26 protein-coding genes are annotated in these 16,042 nt (G+C 62.3%); 5 read left to right on the plus strand and 21 right to left on the minus strand.

Features of this window, described 5'->3' with window-relative positions; all coding sequences use genetic code 11:
• Positions 1–42: 42 nt before the first annotated feature.
• The 13 genes from ACVCMJ_RS02165 to ACVCMJ_RS02225 all read right to left on the minus strand — a co-directional run bounded on the left by ACVCMJ_RS02165 (position 43) and on the right by ACVCMJ_RS02225 (position 9,707).
• Positions 43–489, minus strand: a complete 447-nt coding sequence (locus ACVCMJ_RS02165) for a hypothetical protein (RefSeq protein ID WP_447079822.1) — start codon at positions 487–489, stop codon at positions 43–45.
• Positions 482–754 (minus strand): hypothetical protein, encoded by a 273-nt coding sequence (locus ACVCMJ_RS02170; protein WP_447079823.1) that lies wholly within the window; start codon positions 752–754, stop codon positions 482–484. Before ACVCMJ_RS02170 ends, ACVCMJ_RS02165 begins: the two co-directional genes overlap by 8 nt.
• Positions 751–1,290, minus strand: coding sequence for a DUF551 domain-containing protein (locus ACVCMJ_RS02175; RefSeq protein ID WP_447079824.1), 540 nt, complete (start codon positions 1,288–1,290; stop codon positions 751–753). Before ACVCMJ_RS02175 ends, ACVCMJ_RS02170 begins: the two co-directional genes overlap by 4 nt.
• Positions 1,287–3,371: a DNA cytosine methyltransferase gene (locus ACVCMJ_RS02180; protein WP_447079825.1), complete on the minus strand. Its 2,085-nt coding sequence runs from the start codon at positions 3,369–3,371 to the stop codon at positions 1,287–1,289. Before ACVCMJ_RS02180 ends, ACVCMJ_RS02175 begins: the two co-directional genes overlap by 4 nt.
• Positions 3,368–3,847, minus strand: coding sequence for a hypothetical protein (locus ACVCMJ_RS02185; RefSeq protein WP_447079826.1), 480 nt, complete (start codon positions 3,845–3,847; stop codon positions 3,368–3,370). The genes ACVCMJ_RS02180 and ACVCMJ_RS02185 overlap by 4 nt, the downstream gene beginning before the upstream one ends.
• A 64-nt stretch (positions 3,848–3,911) precedes the next feature.
• Entirely contained in the window at positions 3,912–5,714 is a 1,803-nt protein-coding gene (locus tag ACVCMJ_RS02190) for an AAA family ATPase (RefSeq protein ID WP_447079827.1), read from the minus strand.
• A complete protein-coding gene (locus ACVCMJ_RS02195; RefSeq protein WP_447079828.1) occupies positions 5,711–6,616 on the minus strand; it encodes a recombination-associated protein RdgC in 906 nt (301 codons plus the stop codon). The genes ACVCMJ_RS02190 and ACVCMJ_RS02195 overlap by 4 nt, the downstream gene beginning before the upstream one ends.
• Positions 6,617–6,622: 6 nt before the next feature.
• Positions 6,623–7,879: a hypothetical protein gene (locus ACVCMJ_RS02200; RefSeq protein ID WP_447079829.1), complete on the minus strand. Its 1,257-nt coding sequence runs from the start codon at positions 7,877–7,879 to the stop codon at positions 6,623–6,625.
• Between the two features lie 5 nt (positions 7,880–7,884).
• Positions 7,885–8,700 carry a RecB family exonuclease gene (locus ACVCMJ_RS02205; protein WP_447079830.1) on the minus strand — a complete coding sequence of 272 codons (816 nt, stop codon included), beginning with the start codon at positions 8,698–8,700 and terminating at the stop codon, positions 7,885–7,887.
• Positions 8,697–9,008 (minus strand): hypothetical protein, encoded by a 312-nt coding sequence (locus ACVCMJ_RS02210; protein ID WP_447079831.1) that lies wholly within the window; start codon positions 9,006–9,008, stop codon positions 8,697–8,699. The genes ACVCMJ_RS02205 and ACVCMJ_RS02210 overlap by 4 nt, the downstream gene beginning before the upstream one ends.
• On the minus strand, positions 9,005–9,286 hold the full coding sequence (locus ACVCMJ_RS02215) for a hypothetical protein (protein ID WP_447079832.1): 282 nt from the start codon (positions 9,284–9,286) through the stop codon (positions 9,005–9,007). Before ACVCMJ_RS02215 ends, ACVCMJ_RS02210 begins: the two co-directional genes overlap by 4 nt.
• Entirely contained in the window at positions 9,283–9,456 is a 174-nt protein-coding gene (locus ACVCMJ_RS02220; protein ID WP_447079833.1) for a hypothetical protein, read from the minus strand. The genes ACVCMJ_RS02215 and ACVCMJ_RS02220 overlap by 4 nt, the downstream gene beginning before the upstream one ends.
• Before the next feature lie 2 nt (positions 9,457–9,458).
• A complete protein-coding gene (locus ACVCMJ_RS02225; RefSeq protein WP_447079834.1) occupies positions 9,459–9,707 on the minus strand; it encodes a hypothetical protein in 249 nt (82 codons plus the stop codon).
• Positions 9,708–10,346: 639 nt separating this feature from the next.
• Between ACVCMJ_RS02225 and ACVCMJ_RS02230 the strand changes: the two genes are divergently transcribed.
• The gene (locus ACVCMJ_RS02230; protein ID WP_447082745.1) at positions 10,347–10,517 is read left to right on the plus strand and encodes an Arc family DNA-binding protein; all 171 of its coding nucleotides are present in this window, start codon (positions 10,347–10,349) and stop codon (positions 10,515–10,517) included.
• 320 nt (positions 10,518–10,837) lie between these two features.
• On the opposite strand, the gene ACVCMJ_RS02235 is transcribed toward ACVCMJ_RS02230, so the two are convergent.
• From ACVCMJ_RS02235 to ACVCMJ_RS02250, 4 genes are all read right to left on the minus strand, one after another.
• Entirely contained in the window at positions 10,838–11,863 is a 1,026-nt protein-coding gene (locus tag ACVCMJ_RS02235; protein WP_447079836.1) for an IS110 family transposase, read from the minus strand.
• A 102-nt stretch (positions 11,864–11,965) separates the two neighbouring features.
• On the minus strand, positions 11,966–12,730 hold the full coding sequence (locus ACVCMJ_RS02240; RefSeq protein WP_447079837.1) for a DUF1828 domain-containing protein: 765 nt from the start codon (positions 12,728–12,730) through the stop codon (positions 11,966–11,968).
• A complete protein-coding gene (locus ACVCMJ_RS02245; protein WP_447079838.1) occupies positions 12,727–13,191 on the minus strand; it encodes a hypothetical protein in 465 nt (154 codons plus the stop codon). The genes ACVCMJ_RS02240 and ACVCMJ_RS02245 overlap by 4 nt, the downstream gene beginning before the upstream one ends.
• Before the next feature lie 100 nt (positions 13,192–13,291).
• A complete protein-coding gene (locus ACVCMJ_RS02250; RefSeq protein WP_447079839.1) occupies positions 13,292–13,684 on the minus strand; it encodes a helix-turn-helix transcriptional regulator in 393 nt (130 codons plus the stop codon).
• An 84-nt stretch (positions 13,685–13,768) separates the two neighbouring features.
• On the opposite strand from ACVCMJ_RS02250, the gene ACVCMJ_RS02255 reads away from it, so the two are divergent.
• Positions 13,769–14,032: a YdaS family helix-turn-helix protein gene (locus tag ACVCMJ_RS02255; RefSeq protein ID WP_447079840.1), complete on the plus strand. Its 264-nt coding sequence runs from the start codon at positions 13,769–13,771 to the stop codon at positions 14,030–14,032.
• A 1-nt stretch (position 14,033) separates the two neighbouring features.
• On the opposite strand, the gene ACVCMJ_RS02260 is transcribed toward ACVCMJ_RS02255, so the two are convergent.
• A complete protein-coding gene (locus ACVCMJ_RS02260) occupies positions 14,034–14,198 on the minus strand; it encodes a hypothetical protein (protein ID WP_447079841.1) in 165 nt (54 codons plus the stop codon).
• Between the two features lie 10 nt (positions 14,199–14,208).
• On the opposite strand from ACVCMJ_RS02260, the gene ACVCMJ_RS02265 reads away from it, so the two are divergent.
• Complete coding sequence (locus ACVCMJ_RS02265; RefSeq protein ID WP_447079842.1) at positions 14,209–14,340, plus strand: hypothetical protein; 132 nt, start codon at positions 14,209–14,211, stop codon at positions 14,338–14,340.
• A 1-nt stretch (position 14,341) separates the two neighbouring features.
• Here ACVCMJ_RS02265 and ACVCMJ_RS02270 read toward each other — a convergent pair whose 3' ends face one another.
• Positions 14,342–14,914: a hypothetical protein gene (locus ACVCMJ_RS02270; protein WP_447079843.1), complete on the minus strand. Its 573-nt coding sequence runs from the start codon at positions 14,912–14,914 to the stop codon at positions 14,342–14,344.
• On the opposite strand from ACVCMJ_RS02270, the gene ACVCMJ_RS02275 reads away from it, so the two are divergent.
• Positions 14,913–15,044, plus strand: coding sequence for a hypothetical protein (locus ACVCMJ_RS02275; RefSeq protein ID WP_447079844.1), 132 nt, complete (start codon positions 14,913–14,915; stop codon positions 15,042–15,044). The genes ACVCMJ_RS02270 and ACVCMJ_RS02275 overlap by 2 nt on opposite strands.
• Before the next feature lie 52 nt (positions 15,045–15,096).
• Here the strand turns inward: ACVCMJ_RS02275 and ACVCMJ_RS02280 are convergent, their stop codons facing one another.
• Both ACVCMJ_RS02280 and ACVCMJ_RS02285 read right to left on the minus strand, forming a co-directional pair.
• Positions 15,097–15,318, minus strand: a complete 222-nt coding sequence (locus ACVCMJ_RS02280) for a hypothetical protein (RefSeq protein ID WP_447079845.1) — start codon at positions 15,316–15,318, stop codon at positions 15,097–15,099.
• Positions 15,319–15,448: 130 nt separating this feature from the next.
• Positions 15,449–15,649, minus strand: a complete 201-nt coding sequence (locus ACVCMJ_RS02285; RefSeq protein WP_447079846.1) for a hypothetical protein — start codon at positions 15,647–15,649, stop codon at positions 15,449–15,451.
• Between the two features lie 107 nt (positions 15,650–15,756).
• Here ACVCMJ_RS02285 and ACVCMJ_RS02290 point away from each other — a divergent pair, with 107 nt between their 5' ends.
• Positions 15,757–16,041: a MarR family transcriptional regulator gene (locus ACVCMJ_RS02290; protein WP_447082746.1), complete on the plus strand. Its 285-nt coding sequence runs from the start codon at positions 15,757–15,759 to the stop codon at positions 16,039–16,041.
• Position 16,042: the final 1 nt, after the last annotated feature.

Here is a 16,042-nt window from a genome sequence, read left to right on the forward strand (position 1 = left end):
TGTATGGGTCGCCGCCATCGCCGTGGCAGTACGGGCACTCGATCATGACCCCTCCTGTGCGAGTGCGGCACGGAGCTCCGACAGGTAAGGTTCGGCGCTCGCCCAGCCTTCCAGCCACTCGGCGGCTTTTTCGCATGCGGCCCGCAGCTTGTCCCGCTCGGCCTTCAGCTCCACGAACTCATCAAGCAGCTTCTTGTTGGCCTTTCCTACCAACACCAGGGCGCGGTCAGACTCGTCCAGGTCGACCAGTAGGGCGCGGACCGTTGTTGGGCTGCACGCCTCGATGAACCCGCGCACGCCGGGCGCCATGTGCACGTCCGGATGCCCGTCGCTCTGCACGACTGCGCACAGCGCGCCACCATCCTGACCGTGGCGGCCATTCGCTTCCACGAACGTCAGGCGGCGGAAGCTGTTCGAGTCCCACCATTGCCAGTCCGGCACACCGATGGACTGCTGCGCCGCCCGCAGCTTCTCGTAGCTGTCAGCCATGGCTATGCTCCTGTCCTCGCGGCGCAGGCAGCAGATTCGTGCCGGTCGCATGTAGTGCGGCGATAGCCGACGCCAGAATCTCGCCCGTCGCGCGGGTTTCGTCGCCGATGCACCACCGGTCTTTCTCAGTGATGATGGTCGGCCTGCGGCAAGCCTCCTGCAGCGCGGCAGAGGTCCAGCGCAGCGCATAACGCAGCGCTGCGATTTCGGCGTCTTTCTCCCGGATGATGCTTTTCAGATTTACGATCGCGTCCTTTTGGCTCACGGGTTATCTCCTGATAGAGCGGCCGGCCCGGCGGGCAGCGGCATCCAGTGGGTGGGCCGGACTTCGGCTTCCCGAAGCTCATAGCTTCGGTCCTGTCCGAACCGGTAGAACGTGGCGGCGGCGAACCACTTATCACGCCAACGGAAACCTGATCCTATGGATTGGTCGCACTCTGGGCCCCAGGCCAGAAGGAGCCAAACCATCCCGTCTGTATTTTTCCCAATCGGTGCCGACTCGATCGGCTGCCAGGTCTGGGCCTCGCGCAGTCGCTTGATCTCCCGGTCCTTGTCGGCAATCAGCACATCGATGGCCTCGCCTGGATCGTCTGCCTCGGTGACTCCGTGGCGCACGAGAGCGGCCGCAGTGGATTGGGTGATGGTGTCCAGGGCCTCGATTCTCTGGCAGCAGGACGCAATGATTCTCGCCAGCTCGTTGACGCGCTCCAGCATCCTGTTTGGGAACTGGATCGCGTCCGTCGGCTTGATGTGTGTGGTGGCGAGCACCACGTCGCGCAGCTTCTGTGTATCGAAAGTCATGCGACCCTCCGGAACATGGATTCGTGATGGAAATTGGCTAGAACCAGAGCTTGCGCCACTGGTGGGCACACGCTGTTGCCGCACATGCGTACCTGGGCCGACTTGCTCAGCCGGATGCGAGGCAGCAGGCGGGGATCACCGTCGATCTGGCGGCCGTTGATGAAGAGCAGCTCAGGATCCGGGATGTCCTCGATCTGGTACGAGGCGGGGAAGCCCTGGGCCAGGTACAGCTCGCGCGGCACCAGCATGCGCAGCGTGATATCGACCAGCACCCAGCCGGCGAGGATGATCATTTCGGCCGACTCCGGAAAATGCTCCGGCAGGTGTTCGTGGAAAAATTCGGCGCACTGCCGCGCCCGCTCGCGCAGCTCCGGCGCCAGCACGTCGGCCGGAACCTGGATCGTTTCGACCAGCCCGACCCGGGCCTTGGTGGTCAGCGTGTGCACGGGCTCGCTGACCCCGGCCCACTGTCCGCCCTCGCCGTAATACTTGATGAAGTAGGCGGTGATCAGACGCTGCTGGGTACCGCTCGCCGTGATGGTGGACATCGGCGCCGGCACCGGCCGACCGTCGCCATCGTAGAACCCGCCATTGGCCTGCTCCAGGCATGCTGCCACCATCGCCTGCTCACCACGATGAGCGGCGGTGACCGTGGGCAGCGGACTGTCTGGCGTGGTCCCGGCGCGCTCGCCATGATGCGTCAGGTGGGTCAAGTGCGCAGCGACGATGGCATGCTTGTTCGCGGTGACCACGGTACCAAGAGGGCCGCGCACTTCCTGCGCACGCGCGTCCTGGCCCGGCCGCTCGCCGTAGCCGATGGTGATCAAGTGAGCCCCCACCAGAGCGTGATGTGTGCCACTGGCGGAGATGGTCGATGCAGGAGCCTGCACGCTATCACCCTGCAGGTGTGATTCCTGTGTGCCGCGCAGTGGTGTGATCACCGGAGCGACGACGGCATGGTGGCCCCCCGTGGTTGCGGTGGCCAGCGGTCGTGTCGGTGGCGCGCTGTCGTGCCCCGTGGTGTTCGTCATGATCACCGGTGCCAGCACGGGCGCTACAACCGCCCGATGGTTCTCAGTGGTCTGGGCTCCCAAGGGCCTATCTGCCGGTACCGGCTTGCCGGCGTAGGCGGGACCGCCCTGGCCAGCGAGAAACGGTGCCAGCACCGGCTGTGCCACGCAGGCGTCGGCCTTGGCTGTAAGCGTTTGGGCGGGCTTGCTCATGGGGCGGGAAGGGGATTGCCCCATCCGACCACCGACACCAACGATAAACGGCTGGGGATTCGTCAGCACATACCGCCAGGCGCCTTTCGCCACACGGCGCTGGGTGTTCACGGCCAGCGGCCGGGGGCGGCCGAAAATCGAGCGGGCGGGGATGCTGAAGTCGATGCACTCCGCTGCCGTGCGCCAGGGTTTGAGTTTGCCGGCCAGCACCGCCGCTGTTTCCGGGTCCCCGGTCGTCGGCGCCGGCCACACGATAGGCAGTCCGTCACGGCGCGCGACCAGGAAGAAGCGCTTGCGGATGGTGGGTGTGTCCAGATCGCTGGCTCGCAACTCGTGCCACTCGACGCGGTACCCGTGTTCGCGCAGCTGGCGCACGAAGCTCTCGAATGTGCGGCCCTTCTTCGCGGGGTCCGGATAGAACTTTCCGTCGGCACCGACGATCAGAGGCCCCCAAGTGCGGAATTCCTCGACGTTCTCCAGGATGATGACACGCGGCATGCACTTGGCCGCCCAGCGCAGCGCGATCCAAGCGAGCCCGCGGATGTGCTTTTCGACCGGGGTCCCGCCCTTGGCCTTGGAAAAATGTTTGCAGTCGGGCGACAACCAGACAAGCCCAACTGGCTGATTGCCTGTGACCTTAATCGGATCCACATCCCAAACCGATTCGCACAGGTGGCGGGTGTACGGGTGGTTCAGCGCATGCATCGCCAGCGCTTCCGGATCGTGGTTGATCGCGATGTCGACTGGGCGCCCGAAAGCTGCTTCCAGGCCCGTGCTCGTACCGCCACCGCCGGCGAAATTGTCGATGATCAGCTCATCAGGGAAGCCGAGGTCAAGCGTGTACCGGTCGCTCTTCATGCCCGCGCCTCCAGCTCATCTTTGATCCGGGTCTGCAGGATCAGGTTGTCGGCTTCGTCGTGGGACAGCGTGCAGGCCACGCGCTGCATGCTGGGCAGCAGGGCGCGCACGGCTCGGGTGTCTGTGTCCGTCACCGGCATGCTGTATTCCAGCTTGTGCGCCAGACGTTGCAGCGCCGACAGGTCGAAGGCCTTTTCGTGCCTGGTGGCCCACATCGAGAACATGTCCACCACACCCAGCAGGGCTGGCACCATGGCGAACCATTCGTTTTCTGGGGAGGCCTTGAAGATTGGCATGCCGCGCCCGTCCACGCACACGGTTCCATCTCGCTCGATCTGGTCCAGGATGGCTTCCACGGGACTCAGGACCGTCGTCATCTTGACGATCATCGGTACCGGCAGGGGTCGCTCGATCCGGTGGAGGCGGGGCATGCGGCGCTGCCGCCGCTCTGCCGCACGTCGTTGTTCGCGGTTCATTGTTCTTGTCCAGGAAAAGGGAGATCGCGCCCGGGCTTCTGCCGGCGTTCGCGGGAACGCTTGCTCATGCCGCCACCTCAGTCGCAACAGCCGTCGTTTCCGTGATCCGCCCATCCTCGATCCAGTGCCCGATCACGCACGGGAAATTCTCGAAATTGAACAGCTTCTTGAACGTGCCGAACACCAGGGCTGTCTCGATCCGGCCAGCCTCGGCCAGCTCATCCAGCCCCACGATGCAGTCGACCCGCCCCGCCATGTCCAGGATGTCGAATTCGTCCAGCGCGACGAACTTCAGCCCCGACAGTTCGGCCAGCGCCAGGGCGATCTGGGCATCCGCACGCCAGCGCTCGGACTTGGAGAGCAGGGCGTAGGGCCGGCTGCCCAGGTAGATATCGATGTCGCTGTCGATGATCTCGACGCGCGGAAAGTGCAGCGCCAGGGCGAGTAGCGCGAGGATCCTGTTCACCGGGCCCAGGCTCTTGCCCAGGATGTCGGCCGGGATACCGGCGGGCGACAGCGCGTCAATGGCGGCTTGCCAGTCCTGCGCCTCACGGTGCGCTGCGGCGGCCGTCGTGGTGCGGCCCAGCGCCTTTGCTGCTGTCTGCTGGTCGGCCTGCAGACGGTTCAGGTCAAAGGTGGTCTGGGCGAGCTCGTCCTCGGCCGCGCGCACAAAGTCGCGGATGCGGTCCACATCGGCCTGACTGCCTTGCTCGGGCTGCTGTGTCATGCGGGCGGCGGCGGTTTTGGCAGTTTCGATATCGCGGTGGTCGTTGTCGACGGATCGCTGCATCAGATCGCGGGCGCGGCGGGCCTCGGGCAGCTTGGCGGCGGCTTCCGGATCGCTCCCGGCGTCCAGGGCACCGTACTGGGCCTCGTAGGCCGAAAGCACCTCCCGCTGACCCTTGTAGTCGCTGTCGATTTCTACGACTTCGATCAAGACTTCTTGCAGCGCTCTCGCCAGTTCATGCACCAACCCGACGCGCGGCCCGGTACCGGCACGCTGTTCGAGCTGCTGGACTTCATCGGTCCAGCGCTGCAGATCGGCTTCGTCCTGCGCGAGCTTGTCCTGTGCCGACTGCAGCCGGCCCGCGGCCTTCTTGTCGGCTTCGCGGTTTTCCTCGGCGGCCAACCAGGTCTTCAGCTTCTGCTCGGCGCCGCCCAACTCGATGCGGCCTTCGGCGATGCGCCGGCGCAGGCCATCGGCTTTGGTCTGCAGTTTCGTTATCGCCGCCTCGTCCACCGGCGCCCCGGCGGGCGCGGCCCAGGTCTCTGCCTTCACGTGGCCGTAGGTCTCGCCAGTCACGGCCTTCCAGGCCGCCTTGGCGTCGCGGCAGCGTTCTTCCGCGAACTTCGCCGCCGCCGGAAACCCGGCGCGCAGCATGGGCGTGACGGCCTCGATCACGGCATCCGTCAGCTTGCGCTCGTGCATGGCCGCGACGATGTCCTCTTTCTTGCCGCTGGCGCCGGTGAGCGCGAACAGCAGATTGCGGCGGTCGTCGGCGCCGGCCCGGGCGAACATCGCCGGGTCCAGGCAGTAGGGCAGGGTCAGGTGCTGGCGTTCCCATTCCGCCATGGTGAGGCTGTGCGTCAGTTCCTGCTTGCCGGCGGGTGCCGTGAATGTGGCGCGACCGCCGTCAAGATCGATCACGACACTGCCGCCCTTGGCGCCGTCGTGCACCAGCATTCCGAAGTCCTTTTTCTTCAGGACCCGTTCCGGCATGCCCAAGAACGCGGCTCGGACAGCTTCGCGGATGCTGGATTTGCCGGCGCGGTTGGCACCAGCGAAAACCGTGACCGGCGCGGGCAGAGCGACGTCCACCTGTGCCACGCCCAGGATGTTGTCGATTGCGATGTGGGTGAGCTTCATTGTGCGTCCTCCAGCAGGCCGCCCAGCGCGTTCACCAAGTCGGCCAACATGCGGGATGTTTCGCCCGCGAAGAGCGTGAAGTCGGCATCGAACTGTTCGGCTTCGTTGGTCGCCCGCGCGTCCTGGTGCCCGTTCAGCGCGTCCAGCGGCGCCACGCGCTTTATGTCCAGGCCATCGGTCAGCACGAAGGACACGCGATCGTTCCAGGTCATGGCCAGGCGCGTGCATTGCTTGCCTTCCTGAATGCGATGCTCGGCCTCTTGCTGGTCCACCGTCTGCCGCACATACCGCACCGTGGCCCGAGATTCGCCGGTAGAACGCAATTCGGTGTCCTGATCGATGCTGAACCCTGCCGGCGGTTCGTCATCGGACAGCCACAGCGTCATGGCGGCGGCTGGCGACATTTCGACGTGCAGCGGCACGATGGGGAAGGGCGAAAGCGTCTTGGCCAGCAGTCCCAGGACCTCGTCACTGCGTGCCGTCGAGGCCGCGTCGATCGCAACCCAGCGATTCACCGTGTCGATCCACAGACAGGTATCGTGGGCAATGACGAAGGCTCGCGGCAGCAGCTCCATCAGCATCTGCTCCTTGATCTCCTTCATCTGCTTGCGGCCGGGCTTGTAGCCCTGTTGCTCTTCGATCTGTATGGCGCGCGCACGGGCGGCCTGATTGATGACCGTGGCCGGCAACAGTTTCTTTTCCGTGTGTATGCTCAGCAGCACCTGGCCGTTTTGGGCGTATGCCAAGCCGCTGTCCTCGCGCGGAGGCGTCCATCCGGACACCTGGAAGTCCTGGCTTCCGCCAGACCGGAAGGCCATGGACTCCAGGGCGGATTCCAGCGCGGCGGCGGTCAGGCGGGTGTTGGGGGCAAGGCGGTAAAGCTTGAGATTCTTGAACCACATGATGGCTTACTCCATGTCAGCCGCAGCGGCGCGGCGGGTGCGGGTTTGGCGGGCAGGCTGCGGCTCGCTTTCAGGGAAGGGGTTCTCGGTGTCCTCGTGCACGACACCATCCAGCTCGTCCCGGCGGTGCTCGTAGGCGGCCTTCAGCTCGGCCTGCCGGGCCGGATCGCAGTCGCGGATTTCGTCGGCGGCGAGACTGAGTACGTCTTGGTCGGTGGATCGCTGGATGTTGGCCAGGACTTTGCCGGCATCCAGGTAGGCCGGGGCGGACGATTCCGCCGGCGCCGCCGGTTTACCGGCCTCGGCTTTCGCCTGCTCGCTGGGGGTATTCATGTTGACGTCGGTGACGTCGCCGGCCGGATCCTTCTTGGTGGTCGGCGCTGCAGCTTGATCGGCTGCGGTCTGGGCGCGCAAGGTGCCGACGTCCACCTGGATCGTGCCGTCAGGTCCGGTCGTGGCTTCGATGATGTCCTGCGCTTCCTCGACCGTCTGCAGACCCATCAGCAGTTCGGGGGCGTAGAGCTTGCCGAAGAAACTGGCGGTCCGGTAGCGCAGCATCACGTCGGGCATGGTCTGCCATTTGCTGCCGTTCTTCGTGTACCAGCCTTCCTTCACGGCCATTTCGATAGAGACGGCAGGGGACTCGATGATGGGGACACCGAATTTCTTGCAGCAGCCATAAACACCACCGTGTTCCTTGAGATCCTCCAGGCCGAACTGCGGGATAGTGGTGCCGCTTTCGACCGTCCACGCCACGCCCTCTTTGTTGTGGACACGCACCTTTCGCGTGATGGTTTCCCGCTGTCGCCGGCCATTGGCGCCGTCTTTCCATTCGAACGTGTCGAATTCGACGTCGAGATCGCCCATGTCCTTGATATCGAAGCGCAACGGCGAGAACCGCCCACAACCGTTGATCGCGGCAATGATCCACTGCGACGACCAGGATGGCCGGCCCTCAACGATGTAGAGGTTCTGCATCACCATGAGTGGGTCGGCGCCCATGCGTTGGGACATGTTCAGAGCCACCACTGCATTGGCCAGGGCGTTGGGATTCTCCCGGGTGTCCGTGACGTTGCCGTAGCGGTCTGTCTTCTCGATGGTGGCGCGGTAGGCCGCCGGCACCAGGGTACTGGATGAGAGCAGGCGCGCTGCGCGCTGCATGAGTTCGAAGCTCTCCAGGTTGCCAAAGCCGATAGCGACGTCGCGCCGGACATTGGTGCGCACTTGGGCCAGCGTCGTGGCCTGAGGTTGGGTGGTGGTCATGGTGCTTATCCTCGGAATTTGCAGGTGTCGTAAATGGGGCAGAACTTCGGGCTGCACAGCATCGATCGCGGGTTGCCGTAGAAGCTGCCGGAGTGGATGATTCGGGAGGCGTGTTCCAACAGCCCGGGGCTGTCGGCATCGCCCACCAGCGCGTGGCGGACGTCCTGAACTTCGCCCACACCGATGCGCTGCGCCTTGGCCGCCTTGCCGGTTTGCATGCCGATGATCTGGGCTGGTGCATTCAGCGGTTCGCCCAGGGCGCGTTCGGCCAGCAGCGAATACACGCCCAGTTGTGGGCCATGGCCGGATGTCTTGGCCTTGCCGTCGGCGGCAACCGCCGTGGCGCCGGTCTTGAGGTCCGTAATGCCGAGCTGCCCATCGGGTGTGCGGCGCACGCGGTCCGTGGTTCCGGTCAGGGTAAGACCCAGGTCGGTGAATTCGAGCGCCTCGCAGTGCAGTTCGACCGCGACATATTCCTGTTCGAGAGCAAGCCCTGTGCAGTAGGACGTATGCAGGCTCAGACCGATCCGCTCGATTGCGCCTGGGTTCTCGCCCTCCCAGTCGACGACTTCTTCCTGGCCGGCGTCGTCGTGGTTGCGGTACAGCGTATCGACCAGGGCGCCGGCGGCGTCATCGACCGTGATCGGACTGCCGTCCAGCCGGGCCGCGTCAAATGCAGCGGTGCCGGCGTGCACAGCCGTGCCCAGCCGCGCCTTGAAGCTGGTGGGCGTGCGCAAGCCCAGAATGTGTTTGGCATGCCAACGGGCAGGGCAGTCGAAAAGCTCGCCCAAGCTGGATGCGCGAATAGCGACGTTGTTCATGCGAGCACCCCAAAAATCCGCCGGTCCTCAGCTCGATCCTCGGCCGCCCGATCGCGCTCGGCCTGGATCTGCTCTTCCATGGCTGCGATCGCTTCCTGCTCGACCGCCCGCGTATCGGCGTCGTCCATCTGGTCTCTGAGTGCCAGGTCGGGCTGGTCCTGCTCGTCCAGTACGTCAAAGTCGACCGCTGCGGGCTGCGGCGGGTAGCAGCGCTCCGGCGGTCCGTACGTGCGTCCGGAGTCGGCAGGGACGTAGTAAGTCACGCAGACCTTGCAGGGCACGCCTCGAATTTCGGTGGCGAAAATCACAGCCGCTCTCCCGTCGCATGCGCCACGGCCGTCTGGATCGCCATGAACGCCTGGGGATAGCCGCCGTTCGAAGCCGCCCACATCATTTCGCAGGCATGCAGCAGCTCATCGGCGGCCCGTACCACGGGCGTTGCCTCGACAAATTCGACGACCGACATCGGCTCGCGGCAGCCCGGGCCGACGCTGGCGTCGATCGCGCGCTCTGCTGCCTCGCGGCTGTCGTAGGTTCTGTAGCGGCGCACGCCGCCCGCGTCCCGGATGCAAAAGAGGCTCGTCATTGCGTCATCCCCCGGGCGAGCTCCGCGTAGCGCTCGAAGTGCACCTGGAAGGCCGATTCGAGGGTGGAGCGGTTCAGATGGTCGGCCAGGAACCACGCCTCGGCGATCTTGCGGAAGAAGCTTCCCGCGCTGCGGCGCATGAGATTGGCCGCGTCTGTGTAGTCGGCCATGATCAGATCACCCCGAAAGCGACCAGCGCCACACCCATCAGCACGATAGCCATCACGAGGCCATCCGCGTTGCGCGGCTCAGGAGTGTGGATGGCCGGCTGAATCTCGATGGGCGCCGCCGGATCCCGCAGGATGCCGATCTGCACTCGCGGCTCCAGGTGCTTGCGCACATAGGCCGGTACGTCCAGGCCAAGCCCGTAGCGCGCGGCGCGCCGCCGGGCCAGCAGAAAACGAGGATTGGTGATTTGCATCGTGGTCTCCCAAAACCATAGTTATGGCGTGTGGGAAAATAATAACCGCAGTTATCCTAGTCTGTCAATAACTGCGGTTATCCACGATCAGGCACTACGGTTGATGTAGGGCACTGCGAATTTCTTGAATCCTGTCCCTGCCCATCCTGACGAGATTTCGTCGGAGCCTGCGCGGGAGCGTATCCTTGTGTCGGTCGGATCTTTCCAGTGTCTCCAAAATTGCGTCCAGGTCTCCCGCTGCCGACAGTGCCGCAGCGCGGTCCTCGGGATCAATATTGGTTGCTGATGCGGACTGCATGCCCATATCCTTGAGTTCTTGACCCATCAATAATAACTGTACGGAAACACAGTGAAAACGCTATTGCTCATGTGGTTATTCGCGCGGATGTACCAAACGCCCATGGCATTGGGGTCTACGTCGAGCTTAGGTGAAAACCCGTCCCGGCACCGTGCCCCCATTGAAATGTCTCTGTATTACATCACTCCGGATTGACCATAGAAGGGCGGAAAAGAGGCCAATAACGGCACCGTACCGTTATTCACATGTAACTGATGGGCTAGTATTCTCGGCGCATGACAAAGCCGCCATCGCCGCCAACACGCACATCTCCGAAGTTCGACTTACGACTACCCGATGACATGCGCGAGCGCGTGGCCCTTGTGGCCAAGGAAGAGGGGCGTTCGATGAACTCGCAGATCGTGGCCTACGTCGCCGATGGCCTGGACAAGTCGAACCAGACGGCCCGGGCGCTCAAGGACATCAATGACAAACTGGACCGGCTGATGGAGCTGGTGGCGGCCAAGAAATAGGGCGCCATGCGTGCGGCACGGCTCCCGGGACGGAGCAGGGCGCCCGGGTACGAAAATCTATGGTCAGCCCGATTTTTGCAAGCGGGACGACGTTGACGTAAATTGGGCTTGCTTAAATCTATCCGGGGTCGTGGTGGAGGAATCCCCCCGCCCCATGATGAGAGCCGCGCCGGACAAACCTCAAAAAGCCCTCAGTGTCATGCACTGTTTTTTGTGCCAGGTTCGTTGTCCGGCCGTTGAGCCGTTTATGTCTTCACGTATCTCGCGTCGCAAAACCAGGAAGTGGGTACTGCTGAAGGTTGCTGTGTAAACGGTGTGCGTCAGGCTGCTGTCACAGCCTGCTCGCTACGGTAGTTCGTCCCTCTGGCGAGGATGGCCCAGGCTATCCTCGCCAATTTGTTGGCCAGCGCGCAGGCCACGACATTCGAGTGGCGTCGGGTTAATAGGCTGCGGACCCAGACGCCCAAAGTATCGGTGCGTTTGTCGACGCGCTGCATGATGGTCCGCGCGCCTTGCACTAGCAGCCGTCGCAGATTCTTGTCGCCGCGCTTGCTGATGCCCAACAGCGTAGGCTTGCCGCCGGTGCTGTACTGGCGTGGCACCAACCCCACCGAGGCGGCAAACTGTCTTGCCGAACCGAACTGTCGAGCGTCGCCCAGCTCGGTCGTCAGCACGCTGGCGGTGATCGGCCCGATGCCGGGTATCTCCAGCAGCCGCTGGCCGCGCTCGTCCTGGCGCAGTTGTGCCGACAGCTCTCGCTCTGTCTGGGCGATCTGCTCATCAAGGTATTTGAAGTGCGCCTGCAGCCGTTCGAGCAGCGCCACCAAACGCGGCGGCAGTTCATGCGCGACCAGTACCGCCGGTAATTTGCGGATGATCGCCGGCCCCTTGGGCAGGCCCACACCAAACTCCAGCAGGAAGGCGTGGATTTGGTTAATAGCGCCGGTTCTGTCGCGTACCAAAGCCTCGCGCACCCGGTGCAACATCGATACCGTCTGCTGAGCCTGATTGCGCGGGCTCACGAACCGCATACTCGGGCGACTGGCTGCCTCACAGATCGCTTGCGCGTCGGCGAAATCGTTCTTGTTGCCCTGCACGAAGGGCTTCACGAACTGGGGAGAGATCAGCTTGGCCTGGTGACCCAGATCTTGGACTCTACGGGCAACCCAGTGTGCCCCAGCACACGCCTCCATCACGACGGTACAGGCCGGCGTATTGCCTAGCAGCGTGAACATCTGGCTGCGCGTGAGCTTCTTGCGAAACACCATCCTGCCAGCCCTATCCTGACCGTGAAGGTGAAAACTATGCTTGCCCAGATCAATGCCAATCAGCGCGACGGTGCTCATGACGGTCTCCAAGAAAGAACAATCCCCACTCAGCGTACCGCTTCGTGGGGATCGGGCTGACCATCTCATTAAGCCCTCCGGAGAGGGCTGGTGGTGAACCGATCAAAAGCCCTGGTAGGAAGCAACCGTTGATGCATGAGCCAGTCTTTCTAGGGTGCTCATCATCAGAACGGTAGCCACGGCATTCAAGATTGCGCCCTCGCTCTTTGCCTCTTTCGGCTGCTTTCTGTCGTCTAGTATCACCTTCATGGCGATGTCCTTATTTCTTGGGGCGCTGATGATGTCAACCATCTTTTTTAGCGAGGCGCTGACTGAGGCTGGGTGTGGTGAGATCGCAATAATAGCTTCACCATTAAGGCTCAAGTCTAGCTTGTAGGAGTGACCAGAGATGCCCACGTACTCGGGCTCTTTGTCTATCACCGCGTCTCGCTTCCAGGCTTGGAGGCACATAGCAACCTCCTCCACGAGGAGAGTAGTGTCGACGCTGGCGCCTTTTTGATCCTTCTCCCATGCGACGATGCTTAACATCGCAGCCATGTATTTTGCAAACCCCGAGGAAGCCTGATTCTTCTTTGCCCACACCTCCAGCTCACCCTCGTCAGTGAAGACAGCATCGTGATTGACGGCAATATTTTTAAGAAACTTGGTCTTCCTTGAATCTTCGAATGACAGACCCCTTCCCATGAAATGCATCACGATTCCTCCGTCATCGAAGAATCTGATGTGATCAGACGTGGATTCGACGTACACAGGCACACCATCACCATCATCGAAGGTGAAAGGGGTGGAGATCATTGCTATGCTGCCGTCCTCGTTCAGAGGGTGGCAGGAGAGCCCGAGCGTTGTCTGGAGTTGATCGCAAGTCATGATTGCCCCCGCAGTTGCAGCTCTTCAGGGTGCGGAACCGGCGGCTTGAAGGTGATGTTGGTCATGGTGCGGAAACGCCCCATGACATCATCATATGTCCATTCCTCCCAAGATGCATCACCTAGCGTGCGATTGTCTCCAAAGTGCTCGTGAGACTTGTGATGTTCGCTAGGAGCCCCCTTGGGCCAATGAATCACATCCAACTGAAAAACACGCTCCAGTCTAGCTGGCGAGCCGCGTCGGAACACTGAAAACTTGTATTGAACAATTCCGGTCTTTGATGACCTTTTAAAGATTAGGTCAACCACCAGGCGTACGTTAACTCCATCGCTGTCCAGCAGCCCGCATGACGTCTCGTGAATCCCTTTTGTGCCCTTCGGTGGACGCCAGTCTGGGCAATCCTCACAAGATAGGGCGGCCGCTAGAATTTCGCGAGCTTCAGCTTCAGAAACGTCGTTCATGTCGGCTTGTCATCCTTTCGCATTTCCACACACTCAACATGGCTTGTTACCTGCCGGGCAAAAACGTCTATTTCACCCCCCAAACCCACACCAGCACCGCCTACTTCCCCTCAGCTTCCAGCCCCCTCAGGATCGCGTCGAGCGCGTCGTCCGTCCGGCGCTGTTGGGCAGGGGAGAGGGCCCGAATGCGACCGGGGGTCGATTTCTTGAGGGGCCATGGGTCGGGTTCAGCGCATTCCCGATGCAATCCGGACGAGGCTTCTCCACTCATGAAGCCGTCATCATCGACGACCGGATCCTTCCCTGTCTCCAACCATTGAAGCGTTGTCTTCAGCGCCTCGGCGATCTTCCGGCCATGTCTTGTTTGGCCGCCGGCTTCAATCTTGCGAATCGACACCTGCGAAATGCCGACAGCCTTCCCCAGGTCGTCTTGGGTGATACCCAGTAGCCTGCGCCTGCTGCGCACCCTGAAGCCGAAGTCGAGCTCATTCATTGGCGAATCCTATAACCACGGGTGTAATGGGTCAAAGAACAGAAGTTATTGACCATGGGATAACTTAGGTTATATATTGTCCGTATGGACACTCATAACCCATCCTATCCGGCCCTTCTGGAGGCGATACAACGCGCTGGCGGAACCCAGTCGGCTCTGGCGCGCCGCCTTGGGAAAAAGCAGCCGCACATCCACAAATGGCTGCATAGCAAGCACGCACTGCGGCCCGAGAACTGCCTCGCAATCGAAAGGGCACTCGGAGTGCGTCGGCAGCAACTGCGACCACAAGACTGGCAAGAGATCTGGCCAGAACTGACGGCGCAGTCTCGGGAGCCCGAGCATGCGTAGCTCACCCATCCGGGCTGCTGTCCCCATCGAACAGCAGCGCCCAAAAGATCTTGCGCACCTCTTCGTACGGCGGGTCCTCGCCAAACTGGGCGACAGCAAGCGTGTACGCCGCCTCCGCGAGCTGGTCCACCTCATCGTCCTCGGGCAGTTCAAGTCCTATTTCCATGAGGTCTCCCATGTCTGATCTTGCACTTGCGCTGGTCATGCTGTCCTGCGTCGGCGCTGGCTACATCCTGGGCCATGTACACGCGCTGCTTTTCGAGGAACGCCGCCGCTGGCGTGCGGCACGAGGGAAAAAGCATGGCTGACTCATCCATGTCGCCTGTCCTCCTCGTAGATGACCGTCCTGCAGACGGGGCATCGCCAATTGGCGTACGTGTACTCGTTACGGGCGAAGTGCCTCAGAACGACCTTTCTTTTGACGGGGGAGTCGAGGCATTGCTGACAGACATAGTGCTCCGGCTCAGAGCCTCGTGGGTCGAGTCCATCGGTCCGTTCTGGAGGGAGATTCACTCGATACACGAAGCTGCCGGGAACGAGCTCGAAAAGCGTGTAGCGGTTGCGCTCCGCGAGGGCTTCTCTCAGTTCTCTCAGCTCCTGTGCGGCCTGGAAGTTCTCCTGCTGCAACGTACCCAGGGCAGCGCTGAGTTCGAACAGACGCTGCTGGGCGTTGAGCAGCTTTTCGTTCATGGCCCGAACTACTTCAGATGCTTTGGCGCCATCCCGAATGGCAACGGCACCTTTTCCGATGTCCATGGCACCGTTGATGGCTGCCACCGCGCCGGTGATCAAGGCAAAGTCCACAAGAATTCCCCCGCCGTAGATGAGTGTTGTGTGAGAGCTTCCGATTCTACGGCGCGTGGCGATGGAGGCATCACCCATGTCTGACCTCACCCTAGCTCTCATCATGCTGGTCTCCATCGGCGCGGGCTACATCCTGGGTCACGTACACGCGCTGCTCTTCGAGGAGCGCCGCCGCTGGCGCGCGGCACGAGAGAAAAAGCATGAGTGAACGCACAACGCACCTCTCGCTGGATCCGTCTCCGCTGAACGAATGCCTGGCATCACTTGAACAGTTTCTTGATCGATCGCTGAAGGTCCGCCATGCCTTTCTGGGCCTCGGCGACACCCTTGCGCAGACCAGAAGCCTCGATCTTGGTGACGACTCCGCAGCTCGGGCAGGTGATCTCCGGATCGTGCTTGAGCCGTCCGATGGACTCGCGAAGCTTATGGCCGCATGCCTCGCAGGGGATTTCGATGATGTGTGAGTCAAGATTGAGTTCCATGGTCGGTTCTTCTGTTGTGGTTTCGGGGTGTGACAGTTCCGATTCTATGGCGGTTGGGCCGGCCACCCGCAATCCGTGGCGCCCAGATCCCGCTGACGACAGGACACCCATCGGCCCAGGGGACACCATCTCAGTGCACCGTCGTCGCGCCATCGGCCGGCAGGCCCTGGCACCAGTTCCAGGCCAGGCGTTCGAACACCGCCTCAATGAGCTCCATCTCGGCGTTCTCGCCGAACACTTCCAGCGCCAGGCGCTCGGCTTGATCCATCAGGCTGTGTCGCGTGTTTTCGTCCATGTCGACAGTGTCGGCGGGGCAGGGCGCGGTTTCCATTCTGGATTTCCTCATCGGATGAATTTTTCATCATGAACACACAACCAGTATCTCCGGAGCGGGTTGAGATCACACGCAAAAGCGCTGCACGAATTCAGGCGGCCATCTTGCAGCGACTTGCAGGCGTCACGCAGGAGCATGCAGCCGAATGCATGGGCGTGTCGGCCAGCACCGTGAGCAGGGCCATCACGGACGATCTGGAGCGGATTTGCCAGATCATGGCAGCCCTGAACCTGCAGGTGGCCACCGCCGATTCCATCGTTGTGGAACCGGAGGAAATGCGCGCATTGAAGCGTATGGCGCTGAAGTATCTCGAAGCCGACCTCGCTCGCGATGAACCGCACGGGGAGCGCCGCCGGCACGCCGAGCCGCAGCCGGGAGTGCCGGCGTGAT

Source organism: Castellaniella sp. UC4447_H14 (assembly GCF_052978285.1).

Coding starts and splice junctions, on each gene's coding strand:
- ACVCMJ_RS02165 (WP_447079822.1), bottom strand. CDS start 489: ATGGCTGACAGCTACGAGAAGCTGCGGGCGGCGCAGCAGTCCATCGGT.
- ACVCMJ_RS02175 (WP_447079824.1), bottom strand. CDS start 1,290: ATGACTTTCGATACACAGAAGCTGCGCGACGTGGTGCTCGCCACCACA.
- ACVCMJ_RS02180 (WP_447079825.1), bottom strand. CDS start 3,371: ATGAAGAGCGACCGGTACACGCTTGACCTCGGCTTCCCTGATGAGCTG.
- ACVCMJ_RS02185 (WP_447079826.1), bottom strand. CDS start 3,847: ATGAACCGCGAACAACGACGTGCGGCAGAGCGGCGGCAGCGCCGCATG.
- ACVCMJ_RS02190 (WP_447079827.1), bottom strand. CDS start 5,714: ATGAAGCTCACCCACATCGCAATCGACAACATCCTGGGCGTGGCACAG.
- ACVCMJ_RS02195 (WP_447079828.1), bottom strand. CDS start 6,616: ATGTGGTTCAAGAATCTCAAGCTTTACCGCCTTGCCCCCAACACCCGC.
- ACVCMJ_RS02200 (WP_447079829.1), bottom strand. CDS start 7,879: ATGACCACCACCCAACCTCAGGCCACGACGCTGGCCCAAGTGCGCACC.
- ACVCMJ_RS02205 (WP_447079830.1), bottom strand. CDS start 8,700: ATGAACAACGTCGCTATTCGCGCATCCAGCTTGGGCGAGCTTTTCGAC.
- ACVCMJ_RS02215 (WP_447079832.1), bottom strand. CDS start 9,286: ATGACGAGCCTCTTTTGCATCCGGGACGCGGGCGGCGTGCGCCGCTAC.
- ACVCMJ_RS02220 (WP_447079833.1), bottom strand. CDS start 9,456: ATGGCCGACTACACAGACGCGGCCAATCTCATGCGCCGCAGCGCGGGA.
- ACVCMJ_RS02225 (WP_447079834.1), bottom strand. CDS start 9,707: ATGCAAATCACCAATCCTCGTTTTCTGCTGGCCCGGCGGCGCGCCGCG.
- ACVCMJ_RS02230 (WP_447082745.1), top strand. CDS start 10,347: ATGCGCGAGCGCGTGGCCCTTGTGGCCAAGGAAGAGGGGCGTTCGATG.
- ACVCMJ_RS02235 (WP_447079836.1), bottom strand. CDS start 11,863: ATGAGCACCGTCGCGCTGATTGGCATTGATCTGGGCAAGCATAGTTTT.
- ACVCMJ_RS02240 (WP_447079837.1), bottom strand. CDS start 12,730: ATGACTTGCGATCAACTCCAGACAACGCTCGGGCTCTCCTGCCACCCT.
- ACVCMJ_RS02245 (WP_447079838.1), bottom strand. CDS start 13,191: ATGAACGACGTTTCTGAAGCTGAAGCTCGCGAAATTCTAGCGGCCGCC.
- ACVCMJ_RS02250 (WP_447079839.1), bottom strand. CDS start 13,684: ATGAATGAGCTCGACTTCGGCTTCAGGGTGCGCAGCAGGCGCAGGCTA.
- ACVCMJ_RS02255 (WP_447079840.1), top strand. CDS start 13,769: ATGGACACTCATAACCCATCCTATCCGGCCCTTCTGGAGGCGATACAA.
- ACVCMJ_RS02260 (WP_447079841.1), bottom strand. CDS start 14,198: ATGGAAATAGGACTTGAACTGCCCGAGGACGATGAGGTGGACCAGCTC.
- ACVCMJ_RS02265 (WP_447079842.1), top strand. CDS start 14,209: ATGTCTGATCTTGCACTTGCGCTGGTCATGCTGTCCTGCGTCGGCGCT.
- ACVCMJ_RS02275 (WP_447079844.1), top strand. CDS start 14,913: ATGTCTGACCTCACCCTAGCTCTCATCATGCTGGTCTCCATCGGCGCG.
- ACVCMJ_RS02270 (WP_447079843.1), bottom strand. CDS start 14,914: ATGGGTGATGCCTCCATCGCCACGCGCCGTAGAATCGGAAGCTCTCAC.
- ACVCMJ_RS02280 (WP_447079845.1), bottom strand. CDS start 15,318: ATGGAACTCAATCTTGACTCACACATCATCGAAATCCCCTGCGAGGCA.
- ACVCMJ_RS02285 (WP_447079846.1), bottom strand. CDS start 15,649: ATGGAAACCGCGCCCTGCCCCGCCGACACTGTCGACATGGACGAAAAC.